The organism is Halodesulfovibrio aestuarii DSM 17919 = ATCC 29578 (assembly GCF_000384815.1).
GTDB classification, from domain to species: domain Bacteria; phylum Desulfobacterota; class Desulfovibrionia; order Desulfovibrionales; family Desulfovibrionaceae; genus Halodesulfovibrio; species Halodesulfovibrio aestuarii.
The window spans coordinates 794,641-818,567 of the sequence record NZ_ARQF01000021.1 but is presented as its reverse complement, the minus strand read 5'-3'; the positions used below and the strand labels follow the sequence as shown (position 1 = coordinate 818,567).

The following is a 23,927-nucleotide window of genomic DNA, read 5'->3' as shown; positions in this document are numbered from 1 at the left end:
TTAGCTCCAGAAGTATTCTTCTTTTACTGAAGTGCAGTTCTCGACGGTGTCATGGGCAAGCATGAACGATTTGGACACATAAGGTTTTAGTTCTGCATGCCATTGTTCGTCAATTTCAGTATCCGTTGATAGAATGATGACCTGAGCGGCTGCTTTAGGAAAGTAGTTGTGGATAAGCGTTTTTCTGTGTGCATTATCCAAACGACCAAGCGGAGTATCGATGATTACAGGTAGTGGGCGGCCTGATGTAATTGAAAGTCCCCAAAGTAGAGCAACCGCAAACAGTTGTTTCTCACCAGCGCTTAGTTCCTCTTTCGGCAACATATGTCCATATCGATCGAAGAGAGTAACTGAAAAGTTATCTGGGTCGATCTGGATGTCTTTAATCAAATTGCCTTTGCGGCTTAACCTGTTGAAACATTTTGTAACAGTAATTCGTAGTCCTTCAATTTTCTTCTGGGTAAGCTTTGCTGCATACTCTTCAAGGGCATCATCAATTCTCGTTGTCAATTCAATGCGCTTTCCGCAAGCTTTGTCACTAACTTCCGCAATGGTTGCTTTATGTAAGCGTCTTTGTGCATCTGCTAATATATTTTCATTTTTACGAAGCTTTTCTTCCAATTCTACACGCTGTTGTTGCAATTCGCCTAATCGTTGATTGTGAGAGTTAAGTTCTTCAATGATTGGTTCAAGCACAGTGCTTTCGGGAGCTTTTTGGATGTCCTGTTCAACTTTGCGAAGCTGAAGTGTAAGGTTTTCGCGTTCATCACGTGCGCTGTTTACCGATGGCTTTGATGAATTTGCGGAGTGTTCAATCCAACCTAAAATTGTCAGCGCTTCTTTTGGCGATAGCTTGAGTAATGAAGTAAAATCTAAGGCAGCATTATACTTGTTTAGCCTGTTGTTAATGCCTTTTGAGATTTTATCAGCAAGGTTGGCGTCGCTAGATAGCTTACTTTGAATCTCAGAAAGAATTCCATTTAGTTCATTAACTACAACCCGAGCTTTAGTGCCCTCATCCTCTGCAGCAAGTTGTTTTGTTAACTTGTCACACAGGGTTGGACACAATGAGAAAGGAAACATGGTTTCGCACTGGTGGTGAATTATTTTAGATTGCTCTTCGATTGAAGTTTCGATTTGTGCCCGTCTCTCAATAAAAGTGTCACGCTGGTTCGCAAATACTGAGCCTTCGTTGCGAAGTTTTCCCTCAACTTTGTTGATGGTATTTTGGATTCCATCTATGCCAGTCTTATTAGAGGCAAGTTCTTCTTTTAAGGCCAACAAGTTAGCGTCTAATTCTTCAACTTCGAGTTCAAGGCTGTTGATTTGTGAGGCATAATCGCTGTTAGACTGTTGTTTAGCTTGCTTGGTGCGGTATATTGCAAGGTCAGACTTGAGCTTTTCAACGATGTCCAGTCCCAGAAGGGTTCTAATAGATTCTGCCATAGCGGCATTGCCATTTGTGTCATCAGCAATGCTTTTGATCTTTTCACCATCGAAGAAAAAAAGGCTAGATAACCTTTCGGGAATAACTTCTTCGATAAAACCAGCCCAGTAATCTTGGTTAACGCCAGTTAGAGTTTCGCCATCTTTCCATATGGAAAGTTTTTCCGTAATTTTTTCAGATTCAGATGATTCCCAAGAACGACAAATTTTATACTCAGAACGTTCACCTAGAATTACGTGCTGAAATTCTATTGAGATAGCCGCATAGTTAGCATGTAAGACTGCAGAAGTGGATCTGTGGATTTTACTTGCAAGAAAAGTTTTGTATTCGTTGTCAGTTAAACGTGACCCAATTGCTGTCTTGCCGTAGAAAGCGAGACGGATTGCATCGAATAGCGTTGTTTTGCCAGCACCATTTTGGCCACCAAAAAGTACGATAGGTTGGTCTTCAGGAGCTGTTTCGGGTGATAGGTTGAAAGTAACCTGCCCTCTATACAGCCCATAGTTATCGAGAGTTATTTTTTTCAAGAACATTATGGATACCCCCAACGCCATCATCTTCTATTGACATTTCATATCCTATTTCAGCAAAGACTTCTTCGCGAGTACGCCAGTCTTTTTTAAAAATAGAATCAATTTTGTCAAAAATTTTCGAACGTCTACTCATGCCGTGGTGACGGCGTTCGAGATCGAAAAGTTCTGTAACTAGTCCTTTAGGAATATTGTTTTGAGCACAAACTTCCTGAAGGATTTCGTGTTCAGCTTTTCCCATGCCTGACCAGTCATCACGTGGAACTTCTAATTTTTCACCTAAAATTTCTTCATAGATTTTAGGCAATGAATCAGCCCAGTCGCCTTCATCGTTACACCACAGTTGTCTAATCCTGTAGAGCTCATTCTTGCGAATTAATTCAATGGAAGGATCTTGTTTGAGCTCACAGACTTCAAGCTGTGTTTTTAACAGTTTGCGTAGCAAGTGTTGGCGATATTCGAGGGTAAATGGCCCCCAAATGAGTTTTTTCTGCCCATCGTTTGTATCTTTTGTTTCGATACGACCTGTACGTCTACGATACTTGCGGTGTTTAAATTTGAACTCTTGTTCGAATGTACGCATGAGATCGTTGCGAAATTTTAGCAACGGCTTCAACCATTCTTCGCCTTTTTCAATGAAAGCTTCCATTGAAAGGTCACGCTGCACAACAGTGCAGGTCCAACAGCCGAATCGGCTGTTGCCAAAAGTTTTTAATGCCAACTCATCTTCACCATCGTCGTCTGCTTTTTGAGCGTTGCTGTAAAGGCGCTCTAATTCTTTATGGTCGCCGCCCCACGGTGGGCAGTAGCCACGTAAGTATTCCCAGACATCTTCGGTGCTCCAATCTTCAATAGGAGAGAAGATTAAAGCGCCAGCAAGGTCTTTGTGTTGGGAAAGGTATTTTGAAAGAATCTTGCGACCAACTTTTTTACCGCTTTCAGTTGTGCGTTCACTTTGCATGCTTCCAGCGCGAGCTGAGCTTTCTGAATAGCGAACGCCAAGAACTATAACCACTTCACCATGTGTTGCAATCTTGTCTTTAATAAATCGACTGGTCGGCTTGATCTTCATGCGGTCTGTACACCAACGGAAATTCCTGTATGGCGCTGGGTAGCCGCGCCCAATCATGTTTACCCAGAATGTCTCATCAACATCTGGTTCAACCGTGTATGCTTCTATTGGTAAGTCTTGCTCTGTCGCGCCATGATTAAGTGTAGATATTTGCCCTAGAAGATATTGTTCAATTAAAGGCATTTCTACATAAGTGTCAGAAGAAATACTGTAAATTTTCTTTGTGCGTTTTTCTTTCGGTAGTCTCGCTAAAGCTTCCCATACAATTTGCAGAGTGCATGTGGAATCTTTACCACCACTGTAACCAACGATCCAAGGGCGATCGTCAGCAAGATATGTTTGCTGAATTATGTTGATGAGTTCATCCAGCTTTTTAGCAGTAACGTTACTTTTTGCCTGGGGCATAGTGTGTCTCTATTTCTTCTTCACTTGGCTCTAAAGGAAGTGAAAGTGTCTGTTTTAATAAATTTGAAGTAAGTGTGACGTTGGTTTTTGCTTTACTTAACCTGCCACCAATTAGCGCACGACCTTCCCATATTTCCCTGTTGTGTCTACTCCAATCAAGATCTTTTAAAGCTGCTAAGTGTTTTTTCCAACCTTCTGGATGAGTAGTGATTAAAGTAGAACCTGCTGTTGCAAGTGCAGAAAGGGCAATGCCATGCGCATGAACATAATCTGCACGTAATTCATATGCAGATACTTTCTTTTGCTTACAGAGAAGCCAATCTGGAATATTGTTGGAAATTTCTGTCCAAAATTCGATCGCCAATTTTTCTTCCTGCTTAGAAAATTTGGTATTTTTGCCCTTTTGCAGAAGCTGCTTTGTGGCTTGGTAGATGCTACTGAGTGTGAACAGTTTTCTAGAACGGTTGGAAATAGTCGTTTTTTCTTTTTCTGTCATCCCGATAAAAACTGGAACTGTATCTGCCAACATTCTAGCAAGTTCTGCGAGTGGATCCCTGTGGTCATAGAGGATTCCAAGGGAACGAGTGGTGCGGACTGCATATCTATTTAAATCAGCAAACATTTGCTGGCTGCGTTTTAGACCAGAATCAACGAAAAATACTACAGAAATCGTTTCATCAGCTAATTCAGGACATGCTTGTAACGCTTCTTCAATTGCTGCCCTACGGTGTTGCCCGTCATTAATAAGAAATCGAGCTTCCATTGGGATTGAAAGTACACCTAGCTTCTTTCCTATAGGGTCGTTACTGGCTGCTTCAAAATAAACTTCACCATCAATAGATACCGTGAGAGCAGAAAATGCATAGCTTTTTTTGTTATCGATAATATACCGAGCAAGGGAAGGAATGCGTTGTTTGTTGAGAGTGCGTTGTGCGCGAAGATCGGCAGGAAGATCGTCCTCAACAAACTTAAAAAGTCGTGGAACAAGCTTCAGCGGACACATTGTTGTGTAGTATTCACGACCAGCTTGTATCCCCCGAATTACTGGAAACGAATAACTAAATTCTGTGGAAGTATTTTTCATAAGTAGTGATTTGCAAAATATGAAGTGGAAGTCAACTTAATTGACTTCCGAATAACAGTATGGATTTAAATCATTCAATATCATATAGCTAATATTTGTCTTCACCACTGGAATAATAGGGAGAATGTGATGAGGTTGTATGATGCTTTGAGTGTACTTTCCAAGTCATCACCATTTGCTGTGAGCACTGACGTGGAAAGAACGGACGAGTTAAGACAAATAAAAGACTACTTGTATGTTCCAAGTGAAATAGAAGAGCAGTTTGCTCTCAAGTTGAATAAGCTTGCAGATAAGAATGCGGGAATACTCTTTTTGTGTGGGAGTAGTGGTGATGGAAAGTCTGAAATATTAACACGGTATAAGAATTCTTATCAGCAGTTAATCGATTTTCATTTAGATGGAACACATAGCAATTCTCCTCAAGAAACCGCAGTTGAAGCACTTAATGAGCGGTTTACTAAATACAAGCAGAGTAAGCGACCACTAGTGGTAGGGATCAATGTAGGAATGCTTGGTAACTTTGCTGAAGAGGGAGCCGTTGAGCACGATGATATTAAGTCTATAATCAAAGAGTTTTTAGCGGTAGATAGTGATACAACTAGCTCAGATTATAGATTTTTGTGTTTTGAAGATTTTCAGCGTTTTTCTTTTTCCAGCGAAGGTGTTGATTCAGAATTTGCTCAAAGCATAATGAAAAAGTTAACAAAGTTGAGTGATGAGAATCCATTTTACAGTTTACTCCAAAGTGAAATTCATCGAGATACTTCATCATATTTGGCCGTTAATTTTAAGTTGCTAGCAAGAAAGGAAGTGCAACAGCTTTTAATTGAACTTTTACTTTGTGCACGCCTAGCAAAAAATCAATTTATGACTGCCCGAGCCTTACTGGATTTTTTATATCAACTGCTATGCTCGAAAGGGTATTTATTTGATACATTATTCGAGGGAGGGGATAATGAACTGCTTGACAATCTTCAAAGTTATGATCCGGCTTTAGTCCGCTCAAAAGAGCTTGATCAATTTATTGTTGAACAAAGTACAGACGCTACTGTTTTAGATTTTAAGACTTTTACTGATGAGCTGGAAGATGAGTTTGGTGTAATTCGTGTTGACTCAGCCTATTCTCATGTTCGGTTATTCTATCTTCTTCATCGAATTGAATTTTCATCAAATTATCATAGAACATTCTTTCAGAAAAGTGACGATGATCTCGTTAGAACTTTCGCACGCCTTTGGTTACTGCACAGCGGGATAACTGGAGAAGGTTTATCTGAAAATTACTTATTTGATTTTTATTTTGAAAAATTAATTCCAAGTCTTCACACCTATATTAATAGGTCTGCACCACAGTTGCCCAGTGATGAGTTTGTGATTTCTGAATATGGCGAAACCATTGTAGCTGCAAAGCTAAATATTACTCCTGATTTTGAACGTATTAGCAAGGGAAAAGAAAAGAAGACGATGTGTTTTCAGGCGTACTTGCTTGCTGAGGGAGAACAAATAGGTGTTATCGAAGTTACATTAAATATGCTTGAGTTGCTTCTTGATGTTCTTAAAGGATATCAACCAACAAGATATGATAACGAAGTAATTTTGTTGTTGGACGAAGTAGTAGAGCTTATTCTTTCTGTTGCAAGAAAACAGTCATCATTAGTCTTTTGGCGTAATGGTGAGTGCACGACGTTTAAAAAACACCATGACAAATATATTGGGGTCCAGGAGGGGTAATATGCATCCTATAGAATTTGTAACTTGGACAGACGAACAGATTGTACAACGTGCAGAGGCTAAGAATAAGCCTGGATTATTTTTACCATTCATAACTCATGATACTCCTATCGACTGGAATAAAGTCGTGGGTGCCTTTTTGGAAATTGTTTTAGCAAAAGATGTTAGTCGATATTCTGTTGAGCATTTTTGCGAAGATGCCAAAAAAGAGTTTGAAAGCGTAGGGATTAAAGAAGGGAAGGGATGGGAACTTCTTGAGCAAACATATTTTCGTAATAATGAACTTTATTCTGTCGCTCCAGAATTTTTAGTTTTTCATGGCAGTGAAGTAGATTCCAAATCACCAGAGAGGCGAGTTGCTGATTTCTTTGCTGATTTGTTGAGTGCTGAGCATCCAGACTTTTGTTTTGATAAATTAACTTTTATCGAGCAAAAGCTATCAGATTTATTGCGCAACAGCCTTCAAGATACAGAGCCGCGTGTTCCCAAAAGAGAACCATATTTTCCTATGATTTCTGAGTATTTCAGAAAAGATTTTCAATTCTTAGTAGATAATCCTCAGTTGTTTGTTCGAGAAATAGAAAATTTTTTAACCCTATATGGCTTTCTGTATACTTCGCAACTTAGTCTATCAATTCTTAGCTGGCACTCAAAAGAAGAGCCTAGGGTTAAGCCTTTATACTTTTTATTAGAAAATGAAAAAGCAAGTTTTGAAAGAAAGTATATTCATAGATATGGATATAAATTATTTGAGGAACATTTACGTCAAGTTTTCCCTATCTTAGCTATGTGCGAATGTTTTCAGTATAAATCCAAAAGTGTTAAGCCGTTTTGGAAATTCATTAATGAGTTAGAGTTATATGAGACAGAAGCTTTGAGGGTTTTAAGAGCTTTTTTAAGCCCTTTTATGATCAAGAGAGAGCTCGCTGGAGAAGTTGAAGATTTTAATGATGTTGAAGAGGCGGTTAATTATTTGTCTTCTTTGTTCATCCTTCAGTTCGAAGGAACTCGAAGTGCCGCACTCAATAAATATTGCAGGAGTGCTGAAAATTACTTTGCCAAGTCCTTCACTGCCACAAGAGGGCGAGCAGGAAAGGTTTTAGTCTTATCGCAAGATATGATCCTGCTGTTGACTAATTTAATTGTTGGGAAAAGTGAAAAGTTACGATTTAGTGATCTGCTTCAAGGTCTTAACGATCGTGGAGTGTTCTTAGATACGCAAAGTCAGCAAGAGTTAATTGAATTCTATGAGCGAATTGGTAATTCGGAACGTTTAAGTGATAGTGGAGATGCTGTATATGTTGGAAAAACAATTTGAGTTGTTTCAGGTTGATAGGTTTGTTAGTTGGGCAAAGGAATCTATTAGTCCTGGTTTCCGCTGTCAGTTTAAGTCTCCTAGCACAGATAATAGTGAACGTCTTTTTAATGCATTTTTAGAACGAGCGGAACCGTATATAAATGATGGCAAAACTGCATTGCCGGCGATATCTATTGCAGATTGTTATCTTATTCCCGTACTTCATAAAACAAATGGGGGGAATGGCTTTACCGATAGCTATATTTCCAAATTGCGTGACGAAGTTGCTGGACAAAGTGGAAAATTTAAGGGTGCTGCACTGTTAATGATCCATAATAGTTCTCTTGATACGATAACAAACTCTGCACTTAACCTTGGCTCAAAAGGGAATGTCTGGAGTGTTGAAAGTGTAAGTGAGTCGTTAAAAGAAAAAATTGAAGAGCAAGGTCGCTTTAAAGACCTCTCACGCTGTTTGTTAGGATATCAATGTGATGTTATCCAAAATGAAAACTCTACAATGTTTGGATTTAAGCCTCTTTTTGATGCATTAGATGATGGGAGATTAGAGTTTTCTGAGTTAGGTTTGTTTAATGATCCATACATATTAACTATGAGCAGCGATATTTCTCAAATCCAGAAAAGAATAGAAGAGAATAGAACGCTATATGAGGATATAGGGTTTGAGGTAGAGAATTATCCTGATAGACTTTCTGATCGTTTGAAAAATTATGATTTAGGTCGAAGATTTAGAAAAAAAATAGCTGATGACCCAACAACTTGGAATCAAATTAGCTATGACAAATATAGAGAAGAAATCGAACGCAATAAGGAACAGGGAGTTGTTTTTCAACGGGTAGAATTTGAAGGGGGACTACTTTGGGATCGACCTAAGAGCTTAACTAAGGCAGGGCAACGGGAATTACACCTAATTGCTGTTCCTAATGATGATGCATCAGAGATGAAATTTAAAATTACATTTGATGGAGCTGCGTTAGAAAAATCTGAGGTTAGTCTAAAAACAAAATGTCAGTCATTAAAAAATATAAAACCAGATTGTCGGTTAGGTCCTTCTGGGCGCAGTTTGGTGAGTTTTATTGCGCCAGTTCCTGTGAGTCCTGCTTTTTTCACAATAAAAGTGAAGCGAGAAAAAACGTCAGAAAGCTATAAGTTTTGTTGTTTAGTAATTCCGGCAGGGATAATTTCAGTAGGTAACATCAAGGATCATTTTTTATTAAATGTCACTAAAGAAATTTTGAGAGTAGAAACTGATAAATGCATTTTACCTATTTCAAATGCACCCGGCCAAACTTTTGTACTCTTGGATAACACCCCTGAAGTTGATGTTTCTATTTTTTCAAAGATTGATGTTTCAACATCTTGGAATGATACTGATTCTCTTGAGTTTGTTTTGAAAGGTGTAAAAGGGAAACTGAAAGTTGCTCTAGAAGGAGTGCCTGCAACTGATTCTCTTGATGTTCCGCTAGCCTTTAGTAAGCAGCGGTTTGAAAGATTGTTTGATGATTCTTACCACGCTACTGTCCTGACAGATAGCGATAGATATAGTTTAGATAATCGTGAGTCTAAAGTTGTTGGTGTTCGTGGGGTACTTTTAAATCACGAATGCGAAATGTTGCATGGTGAAAAGCTAGGCGTTTATAACGGTAACGAAATTACTCTGGAAGAGCTTAAGGGAATTTCAGGCCCAGTTTTTTCTGCTTACAAAAGGCTCTTTGAATACTTGCGCTCAAATAATACAACGCCTTCATTAACCTCTTGGGGAGAGTCTTATCGGACTATTGTTCATGACTTGGTGACTTCCACAACTGCTTACTTACGTGAGATAACTCAGGGGGCAATGCTTACATTAGAGCATAAAAAGATATTGTCGTTGGGGGTGACTGAGATAAATGGTGAGACTTACTATTCGAGTTTTCACCCTTTAGTTTTGGCGTATTATTGGGATTTGTTTGATAGGGTGACAAGTGACTCTAGTGGTAGCTTTAAATTAATTCCAGCAATTACTAAGGAAAGATTAACACCAAGTGGCCTGTTGCCATATATTTTCCACACTGATGAAGAATATGCTTCATTGACTCCTGTTTCTGAAAATATATTTTGGTTAAAGGTTGTTCCGCAGCACGACAGTTGCCGTAATTTTGTTCGAAAATTAGTCGCAGATAAGCTTGAAGAATTTCAGGTTGGGTATAAATCGTTATTTGAACGTCCAGAGAGCCCGCTATTAGTGACCGCTGTAAATATGCACTCAGCAGCGGAACTATTTTGGGGGATTGTTCGTTTTATGAAAAAAAGGAAAGGCGTATCTAACCCAATTCATATTAGTTTCTATGATGATAATGCTGTTTTAAACTCATTTGATGAATTTAAACGCTTAGAAAGCATCGGAAAAGCAGAAGAGTTTATCAGCAAAGAAGGGCGCTTTAAAAAATCAGAAAAAGAGCTACTAACTTCTGTAATAGAAATGATGCGTAAGAGTGTTACTCATAGCAAGTTTACCCATAAAGAGGCTGATGGTTGTCATGCCTATTCGCATGTCTCTTTTTTTAGAAATAATAATAAGCCGCAAGTGAAACCAACTACGATTGTAAATGACTTGAGCGGCGTCACTTGCGATGGCTTACTTTGTGGCGATGCTTCTGAATGCAAAGAAGACTCATATTTCACAGCGTTTGGTTTAAGAAATGTTGACAGTTCAGTCTCGACAGCTTTGCCGTTGGCTAACCTATACGGTTTACTTATTAAACCCGCTATCGGTTCCAATGAACAATATACTAATTCTTCTGCGGTGGCCTTAGCAGTTGATGGTAGTTTTAGGAACTCATTGCAGCACTGCTATGATAGTTCAATTTGGACAACAATTATTGATCCTAAAGTTACTTTAGATTTTTTTAGATCTGAACGGGATTTGATGCTTATTCATTATTCAGATCAATATACTCCTTCAACCAATTACGATGCAATTACTGTTACCAAGCAAACTAACTTATTCTCCAATATTCTAGCTACGATTGATGGTGGTGACATTAGTCAGTTTAATGCCTTTAATGGTACGTGGTTGTTAGGAATGTTGACCGCAAAGCCTAATATACAACGTGAGCGTGTTGGTATTATCGGTGCGTATAAATTTGTTGCTGCTATGCTTTCTGATTCTTCAATTACTTGGGTACCGATTTCGATTGCCGAAATGATTCGTGTGTCAGGGAATATTGGTTTGTCCATATTAGAAGGAGATTTGGCTAGGGCGTTGCATGGCGTAAAAAATGGGGCAATTTCAGATGACATTTTATTTGTAGGGTTTAAAGATAATAAAATGTATTTACTGCCTGTTGAAGTGAAAACAGGAGCGCCACCCAATTATGACAAAGCTGTTACTCAGGCACGCTCTCTTTTACTATATATGGGTGATGATTTGTTGGGAAAAGAAATCCTTGCACACAAGCTGTATCGAGCGCTGTTTGTACGTCAGGTCTTCATGCAAATAGAAAATTATCAATTATATGGAATTTTTGAAGAAGATTACTTCAAGCCAATTTTAGATCAACGAGAAGAATGGCTTAGAGGTGACTATCAACTTGAACAATTGAATGATTTTTTTGAAGGAATTGTAGTAGCCCACTCTAATTCAAAAAAACTTTCAGGACCAATGTATCAAGTTGAGAGTAATGTCTTGAAAATAACGCTCCCAATGGCTTCACTAGAGTATTTGGTGAATGGTGATCTGATTGGGCGAAAGGCAAGATTAAGCTTGGTAGAACATTTTGGCATACCGAGTGAATTCACGTTATGCTCTTTAGCATCAATGTCTCTCCAAAGTTACCTTAATTCGGTCCATCCATCTCAAAGTGATAGTGCGAAAGTTGAGCCAGGGAAGTTAGATTTAGCTTCTTCTGAGAATGTCAATTCTGTTTCCAAAGAAGAAGAGCTGAGGCAGAATGCACTGTCTGTAGAAGGGGATGAAACTAGTTTAGAGAAAGCGGAGTCATCTGTTGTTGATGAGCTTTTTTCCTCGTCGCAGGTAGTTAGCAATGAGCACAGTATGAGTATTGAAGTTAATGTTGCCAGTAATGAGGTGTCATCTATTATCGATGATGACCAACCAGAGACTAGCTCAAAGGAAACAGTAGCTTTTGATAAAATAGACAAACTTGAGTGCATTAAAGTACTTTGTGGCCATGAAAGTGTAACAGCATCACCAGTTTATTGGGAGCCAACCAATACATCAAAATTCTTGAATCCCAATACCGGTATTATTGGGACTATGGGATCGGGTAAAACACAATTTACTAAGTCTCTTATTACCCAGTTAGTACAGCAGAGGGCTTGCAATGTTAATGGCCAACAAGTTGGATTTTTAATTTTTGATTACAAAGCTGATTACGTAGGAGAAGAATTTGCTTCAGCAACCAATGCAACCGTTCTTAAGCCTAAAAAGCTCCCTTATAATCCATTAAGCCTGTATGGCGATGCAGATCCAATGCTGATAGCTGAAGGACTTGTTGATACTATCACACGTGTTTTTGGGTTTGGGGTTAAACAAACGATGAAATTACATCGCTTGATAATGGAAGCTTATCGCCGTGCAGGTGTGTTGGATGATTTGACAGCACCAGCTCCAACCATACACGATGTGTATAAACTTTTTTTAGAGGAAAATCCTGTAGAGGACTCGCTTTATGCGGCACTGTACCGGTTGGATTCTTTTGATATCTTTGAGAGAGATGCGACAAAAGTTAATTCTCTTTATGAAGTTCTTTCAGGGGTGACTGTTTTAAATCTAATCAATTACCCGAGTAATATTCAGAGCTTGATTGTTGCGCTGACTTTAGACTTATTTTATCTTCAAATGCAAAAAGCGGGTAAGCCAGAAATTCAAGGAGAACATCGCCAATTGACCAAAGTTATTTTAGTTGATGAGGCTGATAATTTTATGGCTCAGAATTTTCCGTCATTTCGTAAAGTTTTGAAAGAGGGGCGGGAGTTTGGTGTTGGAACTATTTTGTCAACGCAAAGTCTTGCCCATTTCAAGACAAAAGATAATGACTATGCTGAATATATGGCGACCTGGATTATTCATCGTATTGCAAAAGTAGAAAAAAATCATGCAAGCTTGATATTTAGTGCTTCAGAAAAGAATATTCAATCTGACTTGGCAATGCAAGTTGCAACGCTTCAAAAACATCAGAGCTTATTCGTTGGTGGCGGGGTAAGCGTGCGTCACATGTTGGATAAGGCTTTTTGGCAACTTATGGGCGCAAAAGAGCTCCAAAAAGCTTTATCTTCTTTAGTTGTTTGGAAAAAAGGCGAAGAAAAAGCAATTCATAAACCCCTTGTCCTATTGTATACTTTATTTCGTATACGTGCTGGTAAAGAGCGTTTAATGGCGTTTGAGGCTGTTCAAGCTCCTTTAACCAAGCTCTTGGAGAAATTAGGACCAGAGCGCAAGGCTCATCATCCTGAATATCCCTTCTGGAGATTAAGAAGTAGTGGTGTGTGGCAGGTAATTAATGGTGAAGAGTTGCTAGAAAATGCAAACCAAGATCCTTCATCAGCTGCACTGATAACATTGGATGTTCAAGCAGGTTTTACTGAAAATATTTTCAATATGTTGAGCTCTTCACCCGATACCGTACAGCAGGCTATTGAATTTTTATTTGAGAAAGTTGGGTTAGATAGTAATTCCAAAAGGTATTGGAAAGAAGCTATATTAGTTGAAATTGATTAAATTGAACTAAACACAATGTCCCTTCCGAATATTGGTAGGGACATTGTGTTTGTAGCAAAAATGAAGTTCACAGGTGTTGGTTAATTTGTATTCATATTAGCAACAATCTATCCCTTTTTTGAGTGATCTTTTGATGTTAATAAGTTGCTGGCTAATGTGAAGGATATAACTGAGATGCTTACGAGCAGATTCGGGAGAATTAGATGGGACTTTATAACGAACTTCATCGAGATTTTGCACTACGAACGAAAGCTAACCTTGTTTTCATTGATGCTGCTAGGGGTAGAGGGGAGGACAGTGTCTTTAATGTAACTCAGCTCATTAATTCATGCCTTGGTATGGTTGTCTTCATCAAAGAGGGGCGCCATGCTCCTTCGGGAACAATAGAAGATTTCAATGTAGATATTGCCTTTGATACACTGCAAGATGAGGAAGGCTCAAATGCAACACTCCGGCAATTTCTTCGTCGGTTTAGAAATGCAATTTCACATTGCAACATAGAAGCATACGGGACTCAAAATGATATTGAAGGGTTTGAGCTAAAAGATGGACCGATTGGACAGACTAACTGGCATGTCCGAATGGATACCGCAAGTATTCGAGCTCTTGCGGTATCCCTTGTTGATCATGTGGTCCATAACGCCTCTTAAGAATGAATGGATCCAATGCAAATAACAGTTTTTTCGCTTTATTACCACACCAAGGCAAAAGAGATCCTCTAGTGTAACTCCTTCTGACTCAGAACCATCTAATTCTATAGTATGATTATCTGGATGGTCTTCGAGAAACTATATGAGAAATCCAACGCATGAAAGTTCTATCATTTCAATTCTCATAGTCGTTACCATTGCTTTTTATAAAGATTTTCCGCAGCAGTATTAATTTCTTCAACTCTCTTAAGTAGTTCACGAAAGTCTTTAGGGTCTTTTTTAAATCTAATGGTTGACTTGGTTCCGTGCCTTCTAAGAACACCAACAGCTAAATTTAAAAAAATTGCTGCTTCTTTTTTGGGATTTTTAAAGACATAAGCGTTATCTGGGTATTTTTGCTTATGTCCGAGGAACTGTCCCTGACTTTCTTCATAAAAGCATTCAGCAGCACATCTTGTGAGAAAAGAAATCACTTTTTTTCGGTTTTGTGCTCTCTTTTTTAGGCCATTCAAGATGACTTTCTGAGCAAGATTTAAGTCACGATTTAATGGTGTAATATCTTCTTCAAACCAGATAAAATTCCATTCTGGTGTACTTTCTTCAAAAGTTATGCATCCTGTGGGTTCGTCTATTGAGTCATTTGACCACAACAGAAGGTCGTGAGTACCACCCTTGGTGTAACGTAAAGAGACTGTTTTAAATAGAGGTTTGCAAAAAGCAATAAATTCTTCCGTGATGGGGGAAATTATGTTTTTTTGAAGTTCCTGCACCACCCCTAACGGGTCACTATGAAATTTCTTTGCACTTTCTTCTTTTAGCGTAACATGTTCAATTCCACTTTTCCCTAGATCCGCTAAAACCGGTGGGGCGTCGTCATCTGTAAATGCTGTTGAAAGAAAAAGGTGGACTGTGCCTTCTGGCTGTTTGGAATCGCATTTTCCATAAATAACTATATGGTTTTTATCTTCGGCTCGATGAGAGCTGATTATGTATTTCGTGTTGATCAAACCAATTTCTTGTGAATACTGTTGAAATGCTTCGGTAAGAGATTGATTTTTGGCATCCCATTCTTCAACCATGACATATTCATTCTTTTTCATAACTACCTCCTAAAATCCATACCAGGTCTTCCCCCATCGTCGCTTCTTAGCGGGTGCTCTTTGTTTTCGCAGACCCAGAAGAACTTGCCTTTGTGTTTCTTTGATTCAAAACGGCGCATCATTTTGTCGCAGCCTTCTTCGGGGCAGGGGGCTTGAGGTAGTTGTTGCTTTGGCTGTTTTGTTCCAGGCTTTCTTTTTACGTCTGGAAGAAAGACAGGTTTGTCGTGTTCGAAGCAGGCCCAGAAGAATTTGTCTTTATCCTTTTTTGAAGGAAGTCGGCGCAGAGCTTTGCCGCATTCTGGGCAGGAGTGACCTTGTAGGCCAGTGCCGGCTGATTCAGTGATTGGGGTTATGAGGGTTGGCAGTAAGTGCACTTGATCGGACATAAATGTGTCGAACTGTTCAGTGCCGGCTGCGATCGCGCTTAGGCGAGATTCCCATAGCGCTGTTGTAATCGGGTCCTTCAATTGTTCCGGAGTTAGGGCGATGATGTTCTGGCCGAGTTCGGTCGAAACAAGATTTTTCTTATCTGCTTTGATGTAGCCACGCTGTTTTAGAGTCTCGATGATGCCGGCGCGTGTGGCTTCGGTGCCGATCCCTTCGTTTTCTTTCAGAGTTTTTTTTGCTTCAGCGTCATCAATGAAACGGTGAATACTGGCCATCGCCATGATCAGTGTGCCCTCTGTGAATTTTGCAGGGGGCTTTGTTTGTTTAAGCTCCACTTTTGACTCAACGCAGGAGACAGCATCGTCTTTTTCCACGGCCGGCAACGGTTGTTCTTCAGGTTGCTTGTCGAACTTCATCCAGCCAGTCTCAAGTGTTGTTTGGCCGGTTGTTGACCAGAGATAACCAGCAATCTCGGAAACAATCTTTTTTGCCTCATATGTACGTGGCAGATGGAACTGGAGGGCGTAGGTCGTGCTGATCAGCTCGAACAGCTTTGCTTCTTCTGCAGGAAGGTTCGCTGGCGTTTGTCCAGTCGGGATAATGCCGTGGTGGGCTGTGATCTTTTTTGTGTTCCAGGCTTTTGATTTTAACTCTGGATTTGCTGCTTTAAATACTGGAGTTGAAGAGAGCGCCTTTAGGATGCGTGTAGCATCGTCGAATTGTTCTTCCGGAAGGTAACGGCAATCTGAGCGTGGGTAAGTTGTCAGCTTTTTCTCGTAGAGACGCTGCGCGATGTCTAAGACTTCTTTGGCCGACATGCCGAACTTTGCCGAAGCTGCCTTCTGCAGAGAGGATAGGCAATGAGGCAGAGGGGGATGAATGGTCTTTTTCTGTGAAGTAGCTTCAACAATCGTTCCTGTCTGGTTCGTCGCCTCTTTTGTAATTGCCTCAGCTTTTGCGGTATCAATGAGACGGCCTTCTTCATCTAGGCCTGTCATGTCTTCTGAGGGCTGGAGTTGCGCTTTAAAAGATCCCTTTTCATGATTCAGCGCAGCTTGCACGACTGCGTATTTTTGCGGCTTAAAACTAGCGATCGTTCTGTCGCGTGTGACGATTAAGTTTAGCGTCGGAGTTTGCACTCGGCCAAGAGACAACACGCCTTGCATTCCTTTAGATCGGCCAAGCAAAGTCATTGCACGAGTTGCGTTGATTCCTGTCAGCCAGTCGGCTCTGGAACGGGCAAGTGCTGCTTGTGAGAGTGTGGCATAGTCTTTGTTGTTCTTCAGAGAGCTGAGCGCCGTTGCAACAGATTTTTCATCAAGGGATGCAAGCCATATGCGCTGCGTGTCGCCAGAGTAATTAAAGTGTTTAAGCACTTCATCAACGAGTAGCTGACCTTCGCGATCCGGATCACCGGCGTTGACTACAACGTCAGCTTTCTTCAACAGTTTTTTGATGGCATTGAGCTGTTTTGCAACGCCCTTACGGGGGAGGAGCTTCCATTCATCAGGAATGATCGGGAGCGCTTTAGCATCCCATTTCTTTAAAGCTGGGTCGTAGTGGTCTGGATTAGCCAGCTCGAGCAAATGTCCAAAGCACCAAGTTACGGTGTCGTTTCCGCACGTGATGTAGCCTTCGTACTTTTTGCCATTGCCGAGTCCTTCTGCAATAGCGCGGCCTAAAGACGGTTTTTCAGCTATGAATAGTCGCATATGTTTGTCCTATGAAATTTGATGGGAAGATGCTGGTGGGAAGGGCGTCCCGCCTAAGCAGACGAGACGCATGTTTATTACTGAGGAACCAGCTCGTGGCTTTGTTTTTTGCTAAGCGCTTTGCGAATGCCGACGTTCAGTTCAACTTTGAGTGCGTCAAGTCCGCGCTCTTGATGAATGTCGTTGTAATCCGTTAGCCCCTTTGCTTTTTCAGCCTCAGTAAGCTTTGGCTCAAGGACAGCGCCATCAACGGCTCGTGCTGCTGCGTGGGCCTTTGTGATGCCAGGATTGTTTTTCTGGGTGTGATCATCGTCAGCAACAAAAACAAACGGAGCATCTGGAAACACTTTTTTCAGCTCTTTTGCCACCGGTTCAAGGTTTCCAGCATCAAATGCGACCGCTACAGGCTTATGTGTTGCCTCATGAATGCTCGCAGCCGTTGCGTAGCCTTCAGCAATAAGAATTGGCTGTTTCAAGTTTGTGCTTGAATAGTGCGAAATGAGGTGAAACGCGCCTTGTTTCTTGGCTCCGGACTCGAACAATTTTCCATCCGTTGTAATGGTCTGCATGGTTTGTATGCGGCCGCCGGAGTCGCGTCCCGGGATAAGCAAATTTCCATGCATATCAATCTTGGTTCCGTGGCTCTTCACACCTTTTTTCTGAAGGTATTGCTGATCATCCGGTGCCCAACCCTTGGCATTTTTCCATTTAACATAGGCGCGTCTAGCAGCACGATCTTGTTCTTCTTTTCGTTCCAGCTCGCGAGCTTCATGCCGGATTGCAGCATTTGCTTTAATTTCGGCCATTGCTTCAGGAGAAAGCTTGTGCCCGTTAGCCTTCCAGTTAGTTCGAAAACCTGTTTTATGATTCTCGATAAATCCGGCAGGGCGACCATCTAAATAGCCAGTGTAAGTGCCGTCCTTGGCGTTCTGACGGCCGCCTTCAACTCGAACACGTTGGAGCTTTCCGTCCATAATGGGCAAGCCTTCCACGATCAGGCCAGCCTCACGCAGTGCTTGAGCAAACTCTTGCTCTGGAGCCATGTGCGGCTTGCTCTCTTGATGGTTTTCTTTCGGCAGCCATTGATTCAGGCCGGACATGTCAGCACCTTCCGGAGCGTACCAACTCTTCTTACGACCATCCCATTTTGCACCGAGTTTTTTGGCAGCGTCTTTTTGTGAAAATGGAACGGCAAGGAACGTTTTATTTATAGCTGGCTGCGCTGGAGTTCGATCGTGCTCACGCTCCCCTTTGGACCTCTCCTTAGCTATCTTTTCTTCTTTCTGATCTTCCATCTTGATACCTTTTTCAAAGCCGAGCATGTGGCCTTTGATGCGCTCAGCGGTCTGGCAAGCACGCATAATCTCGTATGGATCTTTCTCAAGGGCCTGAATCCAGCTGTCTACGTAGGAGAGGTGTTGGCCACGATCGTACTCGAGGCCGAGTTCCATAGCGGTCATCCAGCTTCCGATTTCGGCGTTCAATTCTTCTCGTGCGTATTCCTGCGTTCCTTTCGGGCCGAAGGTGCGCTCGTTGCCGTTCCAACGCTTTTCATGACCGGTCCAATGGCCAAGTTCATGGAGCGCGGTCGCGTAGTATTTGTTCTGATCTTCGAACTTGTCTTTAGGTGGGAGTTTGATTTGATCCCAAGTGTAAGAAAAGAATGCGCGGTCGCGCTGATCGTGGGTAATAGATGCGCCGGAGCCTTCGAGAATCGCTTCACTGCGTTCGTGTGGATTCCAGCTAACATCCCGTCCCTTCCATTCTGGCATTCCTTCAACTTGTGTCGCGTGGAATACGCTGGCAAAGCGCAGAATAGGGCGCTCAAGTCGGAGTTCCTCTTTTTTAGGTTTGCCGTCGTCGCCTAAAACAGGCTTGCCGTTGTCATCGAGGACATTTTCTTCTTTAGTAAACTGCCAGAAGACCACAGGTCGGGACTTAGAACCTTTTTTGATACGCCAATCTTCCTTTTTGGCTTGGTTGAAGGTAACGAATCGCGGATCATCCATGCCCTCGCGAGCAAGTGATACGAAGTTAACGCCACTGTAGATGGTGCCAGAGATTGGATTGAACGGTGGGTGGAATTCGCCTGCCTTCCACGGCTTTTGCCAAGGCGCTGTGCCGTTTTTCAAGTCGTCGATAATCTGTTCTGCAAATTCCTGATGAAATGGTTTCCTTTGGGCTTTCATACGTGTTTACCTCATTTCTTTGAGGGTTTTTTCCAGCAACTCGCGATTAAGCGGCTTATCAAGATCCTTGAAACGCAAAGCGACTTCTTCAAATGCACTCATGTGGTCGGCTACATCCGGATCAACCGGAACACCTTCATTGAATTCAGCAAGTTCAGTTGCGTCTGCGTCGGCTTGTAGCGCGGCTTCTTGTAAGTACTCTTTGGTGGTAATGGTCATGATTGACTCCTGTTAGTTAAAGGTGAAAACGGGGATGACTTTGCGGAGCGCCATTACATCCACAAGTCCAAAATATCTGCTGTCAAAACTGTTTTTGTGATGTGTAGAAAGTAGGAGTGCTTTGCTTCCAGGAATGGTGCCTGAGCGTAATTCGTGTGGCAGTTTGCGCCCGTTGCTGTCGTGAGCCCGGCTCGTCAGTATGAAAATGGTGTCGTTCACCTTCATCGAGCTGAATTTGACTGTGAGTGAATCGCCGTCCACGCCAACAACTTCCTTTAAAAGAGGCTTCTGGCCGGAAGGGCAAAGTAGACTTGTGCCAAGGTAATTACGGTCAGCTGTAAGATCTTTGTATTCATTCTCCGGAGAGAAGCAGAAGCTTGCTAAATCCCCGCGACTAGGTGCTTCAGAAACTATTTTGTACAAGCCTAAGGGTTCTGAACGAGTGAGGTTGAGCCGATAGCCGGCACAATGAGCCGTTATGAGTACTGCCTGATCCTGTTACAAACTTGTGGACACATAGTTAAGCCATTATCCTGAATTAAAGAGGAGATGGAGATGAGTGTCCGAATGCGTAGATCATATGATGCTGAGTTCAAAAAGAATACTGTTCTGCTCTGTGATGAAGAAGGTCGAACTGTCGCAGGTGTAGCAGAGAGTTTGGAGATTCCTAAGGGTCTGCTCTATCGTTGGCGTAGGGAGCTGACAGCACACAAAGAAATCGCATTTCCAGATCGTGGAAAAGAGGGCTTTAACAGAAGAGCAACGAGAGATAAAAGAGCTTCGAAAACGGCTCCAAGATGCTGAAATGGAGCGTGATATTTTAAAAAAGCTTTGGGCATCTTCAGCAGAACATCGAAATGAGATTCAAATTCGTCAAGTCAAAACGCTCTACGTTTCCGATGAAGAAGATGTGCCAGACCCTACAAATTTCCATGAGCGGATATTATGCGTGATGTAAGCGTCCAGAGTCACAACGAAAACAGGTAAATGCGCTACTTCGCAAGCGGACCATAGCAATATACAACGAACATAATGGGATGATCGGAAGCCCTATGCTCACCTCTGAATTGCGTGATGAGCCTTTATTCCAGAGTGTTAGTCAGGCTCGTGTTGCCAAGCATATGCGAGCATTGAGACTACGCTGTAAGTATGCGAAGAAATTTATCCCTACAACAGATTCTGCATATACGGAGCCTGTTGCTCCTAATCTGCTCGATCGCAATTTTACTACGTCAGCTCCCGATATGGCTTGGGTTACTGATATTACGTACATCAAGGTTGGACGAAAGTGGCATTATCTGACCGTGCTCATCGACCTGTATTCCCGAATGGTAGTTGGGTGGGATTTTAGTGATTCGTTAGAACGGCATTCCGTTATCCATGCTTTAAAGAAGACTGTGGCACGACGGAAACCCTCTTCCGGTATTCTGATCCACAGTGACCGAGGCGTACAGTATGCAAGCAAGGATTTCCGCAGGTGCTTGAAAAAGCACGGCTACATTCAGAGCATGAGCCGGAAAGGGAACTTCCGGGACAACGCAGTAGCAGAGTCTTTTTTTCAAACAATCAAAAATCAGCTGATCCGTCACAGGAGATTTAAAACCAAGCATGAAGCCGAATTGGCTCTATTTAACTATATCGAGGCGTACTATAATCTAAGGCGGCAACATTCGAGTAATGACTGGCTTTTCCCTGCCACCTTTAAGTATCGCAATGAACAGTATGACCTTGTGGCTTAACTTGGTGTCGACATTTTTGTTGTAGGATCAGACATTTCCTCCGGTCATAGTATACTTTATAACCTGATAACCAATTGTTATTGAAGAATAAAGCTCAGGGTGTTAAAAGTTCGCCAAGGAACTCAATTTGAGGCAGAGTGTAACATTTTAACAAACGGACGAGAAAGTGCCCAGTTTTGATGAAATTGTGAATGAACTTCAGGGTAAAATTAATAACGAAACCATTGAGGCCTTTGGGCAGGCGGGGTTTGAGCGTTGGCGCAACCCGCCGCATCGGGGAAAACCCGCCAAGGCTAACTATGAGGGCGCATCCACTGGGGGGTGCGGTGAGACTATACGAATATTCCTGTATATTGACGACGACAGAGTCTGTGATGCCGGGTTCGCTACTGACGGCTGCGGTTCCAGCATGATCAGCGGGTCCATGGCTGCGGAGCTGGCCGTGGGCAAGCCTTGTGACGACCTTGCTGCAATCACGGGAGAGACTGTTCTTGAAGGTTTGGGAGGGGCTGACTGTCTGCCTGTTGATGACCAGCATTGCGCTTGGTTAGCAGCCAACGCCTTGCATGAGGCCGTGGGAGACTATTATAAACAAACCGTGAAACGTAAAAAATGAGATTCTTCCGGCTCTAGGAGCCGAAAATAGAAATTTACGTAAGCAAAAACGATCTGACTGAAAAGTAAGAATAAGCTCCATAGGTAGTTCCTATGGGGCTTATTTTTTAACTCATAATTGGGCATTATGGTAACTTTCAATTTTTACCGTATGGTAGGGGCTTTTTTTGTACTATGTACTGAGTACTAATATATTTTTTTGCTGCAATACTGTTATAAATAAAAAAATAGAGTATAATCTAATTTCGATATAGGGAAACCTGTAAGAAGAAATCGATTTCTGATTCACAAACTACTAAAAAAGGAAATTACAATGAAAAAACTTGCTAAAAAAAACCAAAATACAACTAACACAGTTTCTGCATTCAGCTCTTGCTACTGCTCTTACTGCTCTTGTTACATACGTAACACCCGCTACAGCATTACTTATTCTATAAAAAGAAGCAACTCTGTTCACTAGTATGTAACGCATTCAGAGTATAGCTAAGGTGTAATAACGTCTTAGCTATACTCATATTGTAAAGGCTATTTTTTAAACGCGTATAACATTTACAGATGAGCAGATTCATATGCAAGAACTATCGAAAGCTCTAGTGCACCCTTTTTGCACTCCACGTAATTACTACCTCTTCGACGGCAACAAAAATGCTGTGATAAAAGTTCCAAAGAATATTCATGCACTTTTTGATAAAAAAACAGAAACGCAGTTATCTAATGACGATACTCTTTTTTTAAAAAAATTGTACGGAGAAGGTTACCTTCATCCTTCCCCTGTTTGTCAAATTGAACATCAATACGAACAAATTCTAAATGAAATTTTATGCCGAAGAGTTGAAGGCATTACACTTCAGGTTACTCAGCAATGCAATCTGCGATGCAAATACTGCATCTACTCAGGAAGTTATAAGAGTAGGGAACATAGCGGAAAAAAAATGTCCTTTGAAATGGCAAAGAAAGGCATTGATTTTGTTCTGCAGCGTTCGGTTGATATTCCGACAGTAGCAATCAATTTCTATGGCGGGGAGCCTCTGCTTGCTTTTGATTTAATGAAGAAGGTAGTCGCGTACGCAAAAAAAAGTGCGGAAGGTAAAAAGGTTTTCTTTAACGTTACGACAAACGGCACACTCTTTACCGATGAAAATATTAGGTTTTTATCCGAAAATGCCTTTTCAGTTATGATCAGTCTTGATGGTTCAAAGGAAGTACACGATAAAAACCGTGTTTTTGCGGCCTCCGGTAAGGGGACGTTCGATGCCATCATGCATAATCTTCAACATATTAAAACACATTTCCCTGAATTTTATAAACGTATTATCTTTAATGCAGTTATCGATCCGACACTAGGTAAAGCGTGTACAAACAACTTTTTTATAACCAGCAAGGAACTCGAAGGCGCACAAGTAACAGCCAGCCTTGTTTCAATGCAGTATAAGAAAGATGAAGTCATTGTTCCAGACAGCTTTTTTATTGATGAAGAAATAGATAAATTCAAACTGTTACTTCACAAATTACAACGGGTCGATGGGAAGTACATTTCAGCAATCATGGCTGAAAAATTTCAACAAATTCAGACTCGAATGTATTTAGTGCGTCAACATTATTCATCGTTACCAGAGAAATGCCATCCGGGTGGGCCATGCGTTCCCGGAGCGACAAAGCTTTTTATGAATGTGGATGGTGAACTCTATCCCTGTGAACGGGTAAGTGAAACATCAAAGAACACGTGTATCGGGCATATCGACACTGGTTTTGATATGCAGCAAGTTTCTAAAATTTTGAACATTGCTCGTCTTACAGAAGATGTATGCAAAAAATGTTGGGCATTTATTCATTGCTATCAGTGTGTTGCGGTTGCGGATGATATTGATTCGTTGTCAAAACAAAAGAGACTTGAGGAATGTAGCAGCGTTAAATATTTAACCCATGAAATTTTACGCGACTACTGCACGCTACTTGAACATGGCTATGTTTTCGAAAATGAAAAAACAACATTACAGGCATGGGGATAAAAGC

Annotated in this window: 15 protein-coding genes and 1 pseudogene; 8 read left to right on the top strand and 8 right to left on the bottom strand. The window is 41.3% G+C overall.

Annotated features, from left to right (window positions below; all coding sequences use genetic code 11):
- The 3 genes from dndD to dndB are packed head-to-tail and all read right to left on the bottom strand — an operon-like array spanning position 1 to position 4,538.
- Complete coding sequence (dndD, locus tag F461_RS0114645) at positions 1-1,980, bottom strand: DNA sulfur modification protein DndD (protein WP_020001916.1); 1,980 nt, start codon at positions 1,978-1,980, stop codon at positions 1-3.
- A complete protein-coding gene (gene dndC / locus F461_RS18095) occupies positions 1,952-3,454 on the bottom strand; it encodes a DNA phosphorothioation system sulfurtransferase DndC (RefSeq protein ID WP_020001915.1) in 1,503 nt (500 codons plus the stop codon). Before dndC ends, dndD begins: the two co-directional genes overlap by 29 nt.
- Positions 3,435-4,538 (bottom strand): DNA sulfur modification protein DndB, encoded by a 1,104-nt coding sequence (gene dndB / locus F461_RS0114635; RefSeq protein WP_026364795.1) that lies wholly within the window; start codon positions 4,536-4,538, stop codon positions 3,435-3,437. The genes dndC and dndB overlap by 20 nt, the downstream gene beginning before the upstream one ends.
- Positions 4,539-4,667: 129 nt before the next feature.
- Here dndB and dptF point away from each other — a divergent pair, with 129 nt between their 5' ends.
- The 4 genes from dptF to F461_RS0114615 all read left to right on the top strand — a co-directional run bounded on the left by dptF (position 4,668) and on the right by F461_RS0114615 (position 13,953).
- On the top strand, positions 4,668-6,266 hold the full coding sequence (dptF, locus tag F461_RS18090; protein WP_020001913.1) for a DNA phosphorothioation-dependent restriction protein DptF: 1,599 nt from the start codon (positions 4,668-4,670) through the stop codon (positions 6,264-6,266).
- Position 6,267: 1 nt separating this feature from the next.
- On the top strand, positions 6,268-7,584 hold the full coding sequence (dptG, locus tag F461_RS18085) for a DNA phosphorothioation-dependent restriction protein DptG (protein WP_020001912.1): 1,317 nt from the start codon (positions 6,268-6,270) through the stop codon (positions 7,582-7,584).
- On the top strand, positions 7,565-13,303 hold the full coding sequence (gene dptH, locus F461_RS18080; protein WP_020001911.1) for a DNA phosphorothioation-dependent restriction protein DptH: 5,739 nt from the start codon (positions 7,565-7,567) through the stop codon (positions 13,301-13,303). Before dptG ends, dptH begins: the two co-directional genes overlap by 20 nt.
- 203 nt (positions 13,304-13,506) lie before the next feature.
- Entirely contained in the window at positions 13,507-13,953 is a 447-nt protein-coding gene (locus F461_RS0114615) for a HEPN family nuclease (protein WP_020001910.1), read from the top strand.
- Positions 13,954-14,144: 191 nt separating this feature from the next.
- Here F461_RS0114615 and F461_RS0114610 read toward each other — a convergent pair whose 3' ends face one another.
- The 5 genes from F461_RS0114610 to traF all read right to left on the bottom strand — a co-directional run bounded on the left by F461_RS0114610 (position 14,145) and on the right by traF (position 20,040).
- Entirely contained in the window at positions 14,145-15,053 is a 909-nt protein-coding gene (locus F461_RS0114610; RefSeq protein ID WP_020001909.1) for a hypothetical protein, read from the bottom strand.
- Between the two features lie 2 nt (positions 15,054-15,055).
- Positions 15,056-17,152 carry a DNA topoisomerase III gene (locus F461_RS0114605; RefSeq protein WP_020001908.1) on the bottom strand — a complete coding sequence of 699 codons (2,097 nt, stop codon included), beginning with the start codon at positions 17,150-17,152 and terminating at the stop codon, positions 15,056-15,058.
- A 77-nt stretch (positions 17,153-17,229) separates the two neighbouring features.
- Positions 17,230-19,341, bottom strand: coding sequence for a zincin-like metallopeptidase domain-containing protein (locus F461_RS0114600; RefSeq protein ID WP_020001907.1), 2,112 nt, complete (start codon positions 19,339-19,341; stop codon positions 17,230-17,232).
- A 6-nt stretch (positions 19,342-19,347) separates the two neighbouring features.
- A complete protein-coding gene (locus tag F461_RS18075) occupies positions 19,348-19,560 on the bottom strand; it encodes a hypothetical protein (protein ID WP_020001906.1) in 213 nt (70 codons plus the stop codon).
- Between the two features lie 12 nt (positions 19,561-19,572).
- Positions 19,573-20,040 (bottom strand): conjugative transfer signal peptidase TraF, encoded by a 468-nt coding sequence (gene traF, locus F461_RS18070; RefSeq protein WP_073020911.1) that lies wholly within the window; start codon positions 20,038-20,040, stop codon positions 19,573-19,575.
- Positions 20,041-20,115: 75 nt separating this feature from the next.
- Here traF and F461_RS18060 point away from each other — a divergent pair.
- The 4 genes and pseudogenes from F461_RS18060 (at position 20,116) to ccpM (ending at position 23,923) form a co-directional block, all read left to right on the top strand.
- Positions 20,116-21,299 (top strand): annotated as a pseudogene (locus F461_RS18060) (IS3 family transposase).
- A 166-nt stretch (positions 21,300-21,465) separates the two neighbouring features.
- A complete protein-coding gene (locus tag F461_RS0114575) occupies positions 21,466-21,915 on the top strand; it encodes an iron-sulfur cluster assembly scaffold protein (RefSeq protein ID WP_020001902.1) in 450 nt (149 codons plus the stop codon).
- Between the two features lie 312 nt (positions 21,916-22,227).
- Positions 22,228-22,374, top strand: a complete 147-nt coding sequence (locus F461_RS19665; RefSeq protein ID WP_073020908.1) for a CLI_3235 family bacteriocin precursor — start codon at positions 22,228-22,230, stop codon at positions 22,372-22,374.
- Between the two features lie 109 nt (positions 22,375-22,483).
- Positions 22,484-23,923 (top strand): Cys-rich peptide radical SAM maturase CcpM, encoded by a 1,440-nt coding sequence (gene ccpM, locus F461_RS0114570; RefSeq protein ID WP_020001901.1) that lies wholly within the window; start codon positions 22,484-22,486, stop codon positions 23,921-23,923.
- The last annotated feature ends 4 nt before the right edge of the window (positions 23,924-23,927 follow it).

Coding starts and splice junctions, on each gene's coding strand:
- ccpM (WP_020001901.1), top strand. CDS start 22,484: ATGCAAGAACTATCGAAAGCTCTAGTGCACCCTTTTTGCACTCCACGT.
- F461_RS0114610 (WP_020001909.1), bottom strand. CDS start 15,053: ATGAAAAAGAATGAATATGTCATGGTTGAAGAATGGGATGCCAAAAAT.
- F461_RS19665 (WP_073020908.1), top strand. CDS start 22,228: ATGAAAAAACTTGCTAAAAAAAACCAAAATACAACTAACACAGTTTCT.
- dndB (WP_026364795.1), bottom strand. CDS start 4,538: ATGAAAAATACTTCCACAGAATTTAGTTATTCGTTTCCAGTAATTCGG.
- dptH (WP_020001911.1), top strand. CDS start 7,565: ATGTTGGAAAAACAATTTGAGTTGTTTCAGGTTGATAGGTTTGTTAGT.
- F461_RS0114605 (WP_020001908.1), bottom strand. CDS start 17,152: ATGCGACTATTCATAGCTGAAAAACCGTCTTTAGGCCGCGCTATTGCA.
- dptG (WP_020001912.1), top strand. CDS start 6,268: ATGCATCCTATAGAATTTGTAACTTGGACAGACGAACAGATTGTACAA.
- dndD (WP_020001916.1), bottom strand. CDS start 1,980: ATGTTCTTGAAAAAAATAACTCTCGATAACTATGGGCTGTATAGAGGG.
- dptF (WP_020001913.1), top strand. CDS start 4,668: ATGAGGTTGTATGATGCTTTGAGTGTACTTTCCAAGTCATCACCATTT.
- F461_RS0114600 (WP_020001907.1), bottom strand. CDS start 19,341: ATGAAAGCCCAAAGGAAACCATTTCATCAGGAATTTGCAGAACAGATT.
- dndC (WP_020001915.1), bottom strand. CDS start 3,454: ATGCCCCAGGCAAAAAGTAACGTTACTGCTAAAAAGCTGGATGAACTC.
- F461_RS0114615 (WP_020001910.1), top strand. CDS start 13,507: ATGGGACTTTATAACGAACTTCATCGAGATTTTGCACTACGAACGAAA.
- F461_RS18075 (WP_020001906.1), bottom strand. CDS start 19,560: ATGACCATTACCACCAAAGAGTACTTACAAGAAGCCGCGCTACAAGCC.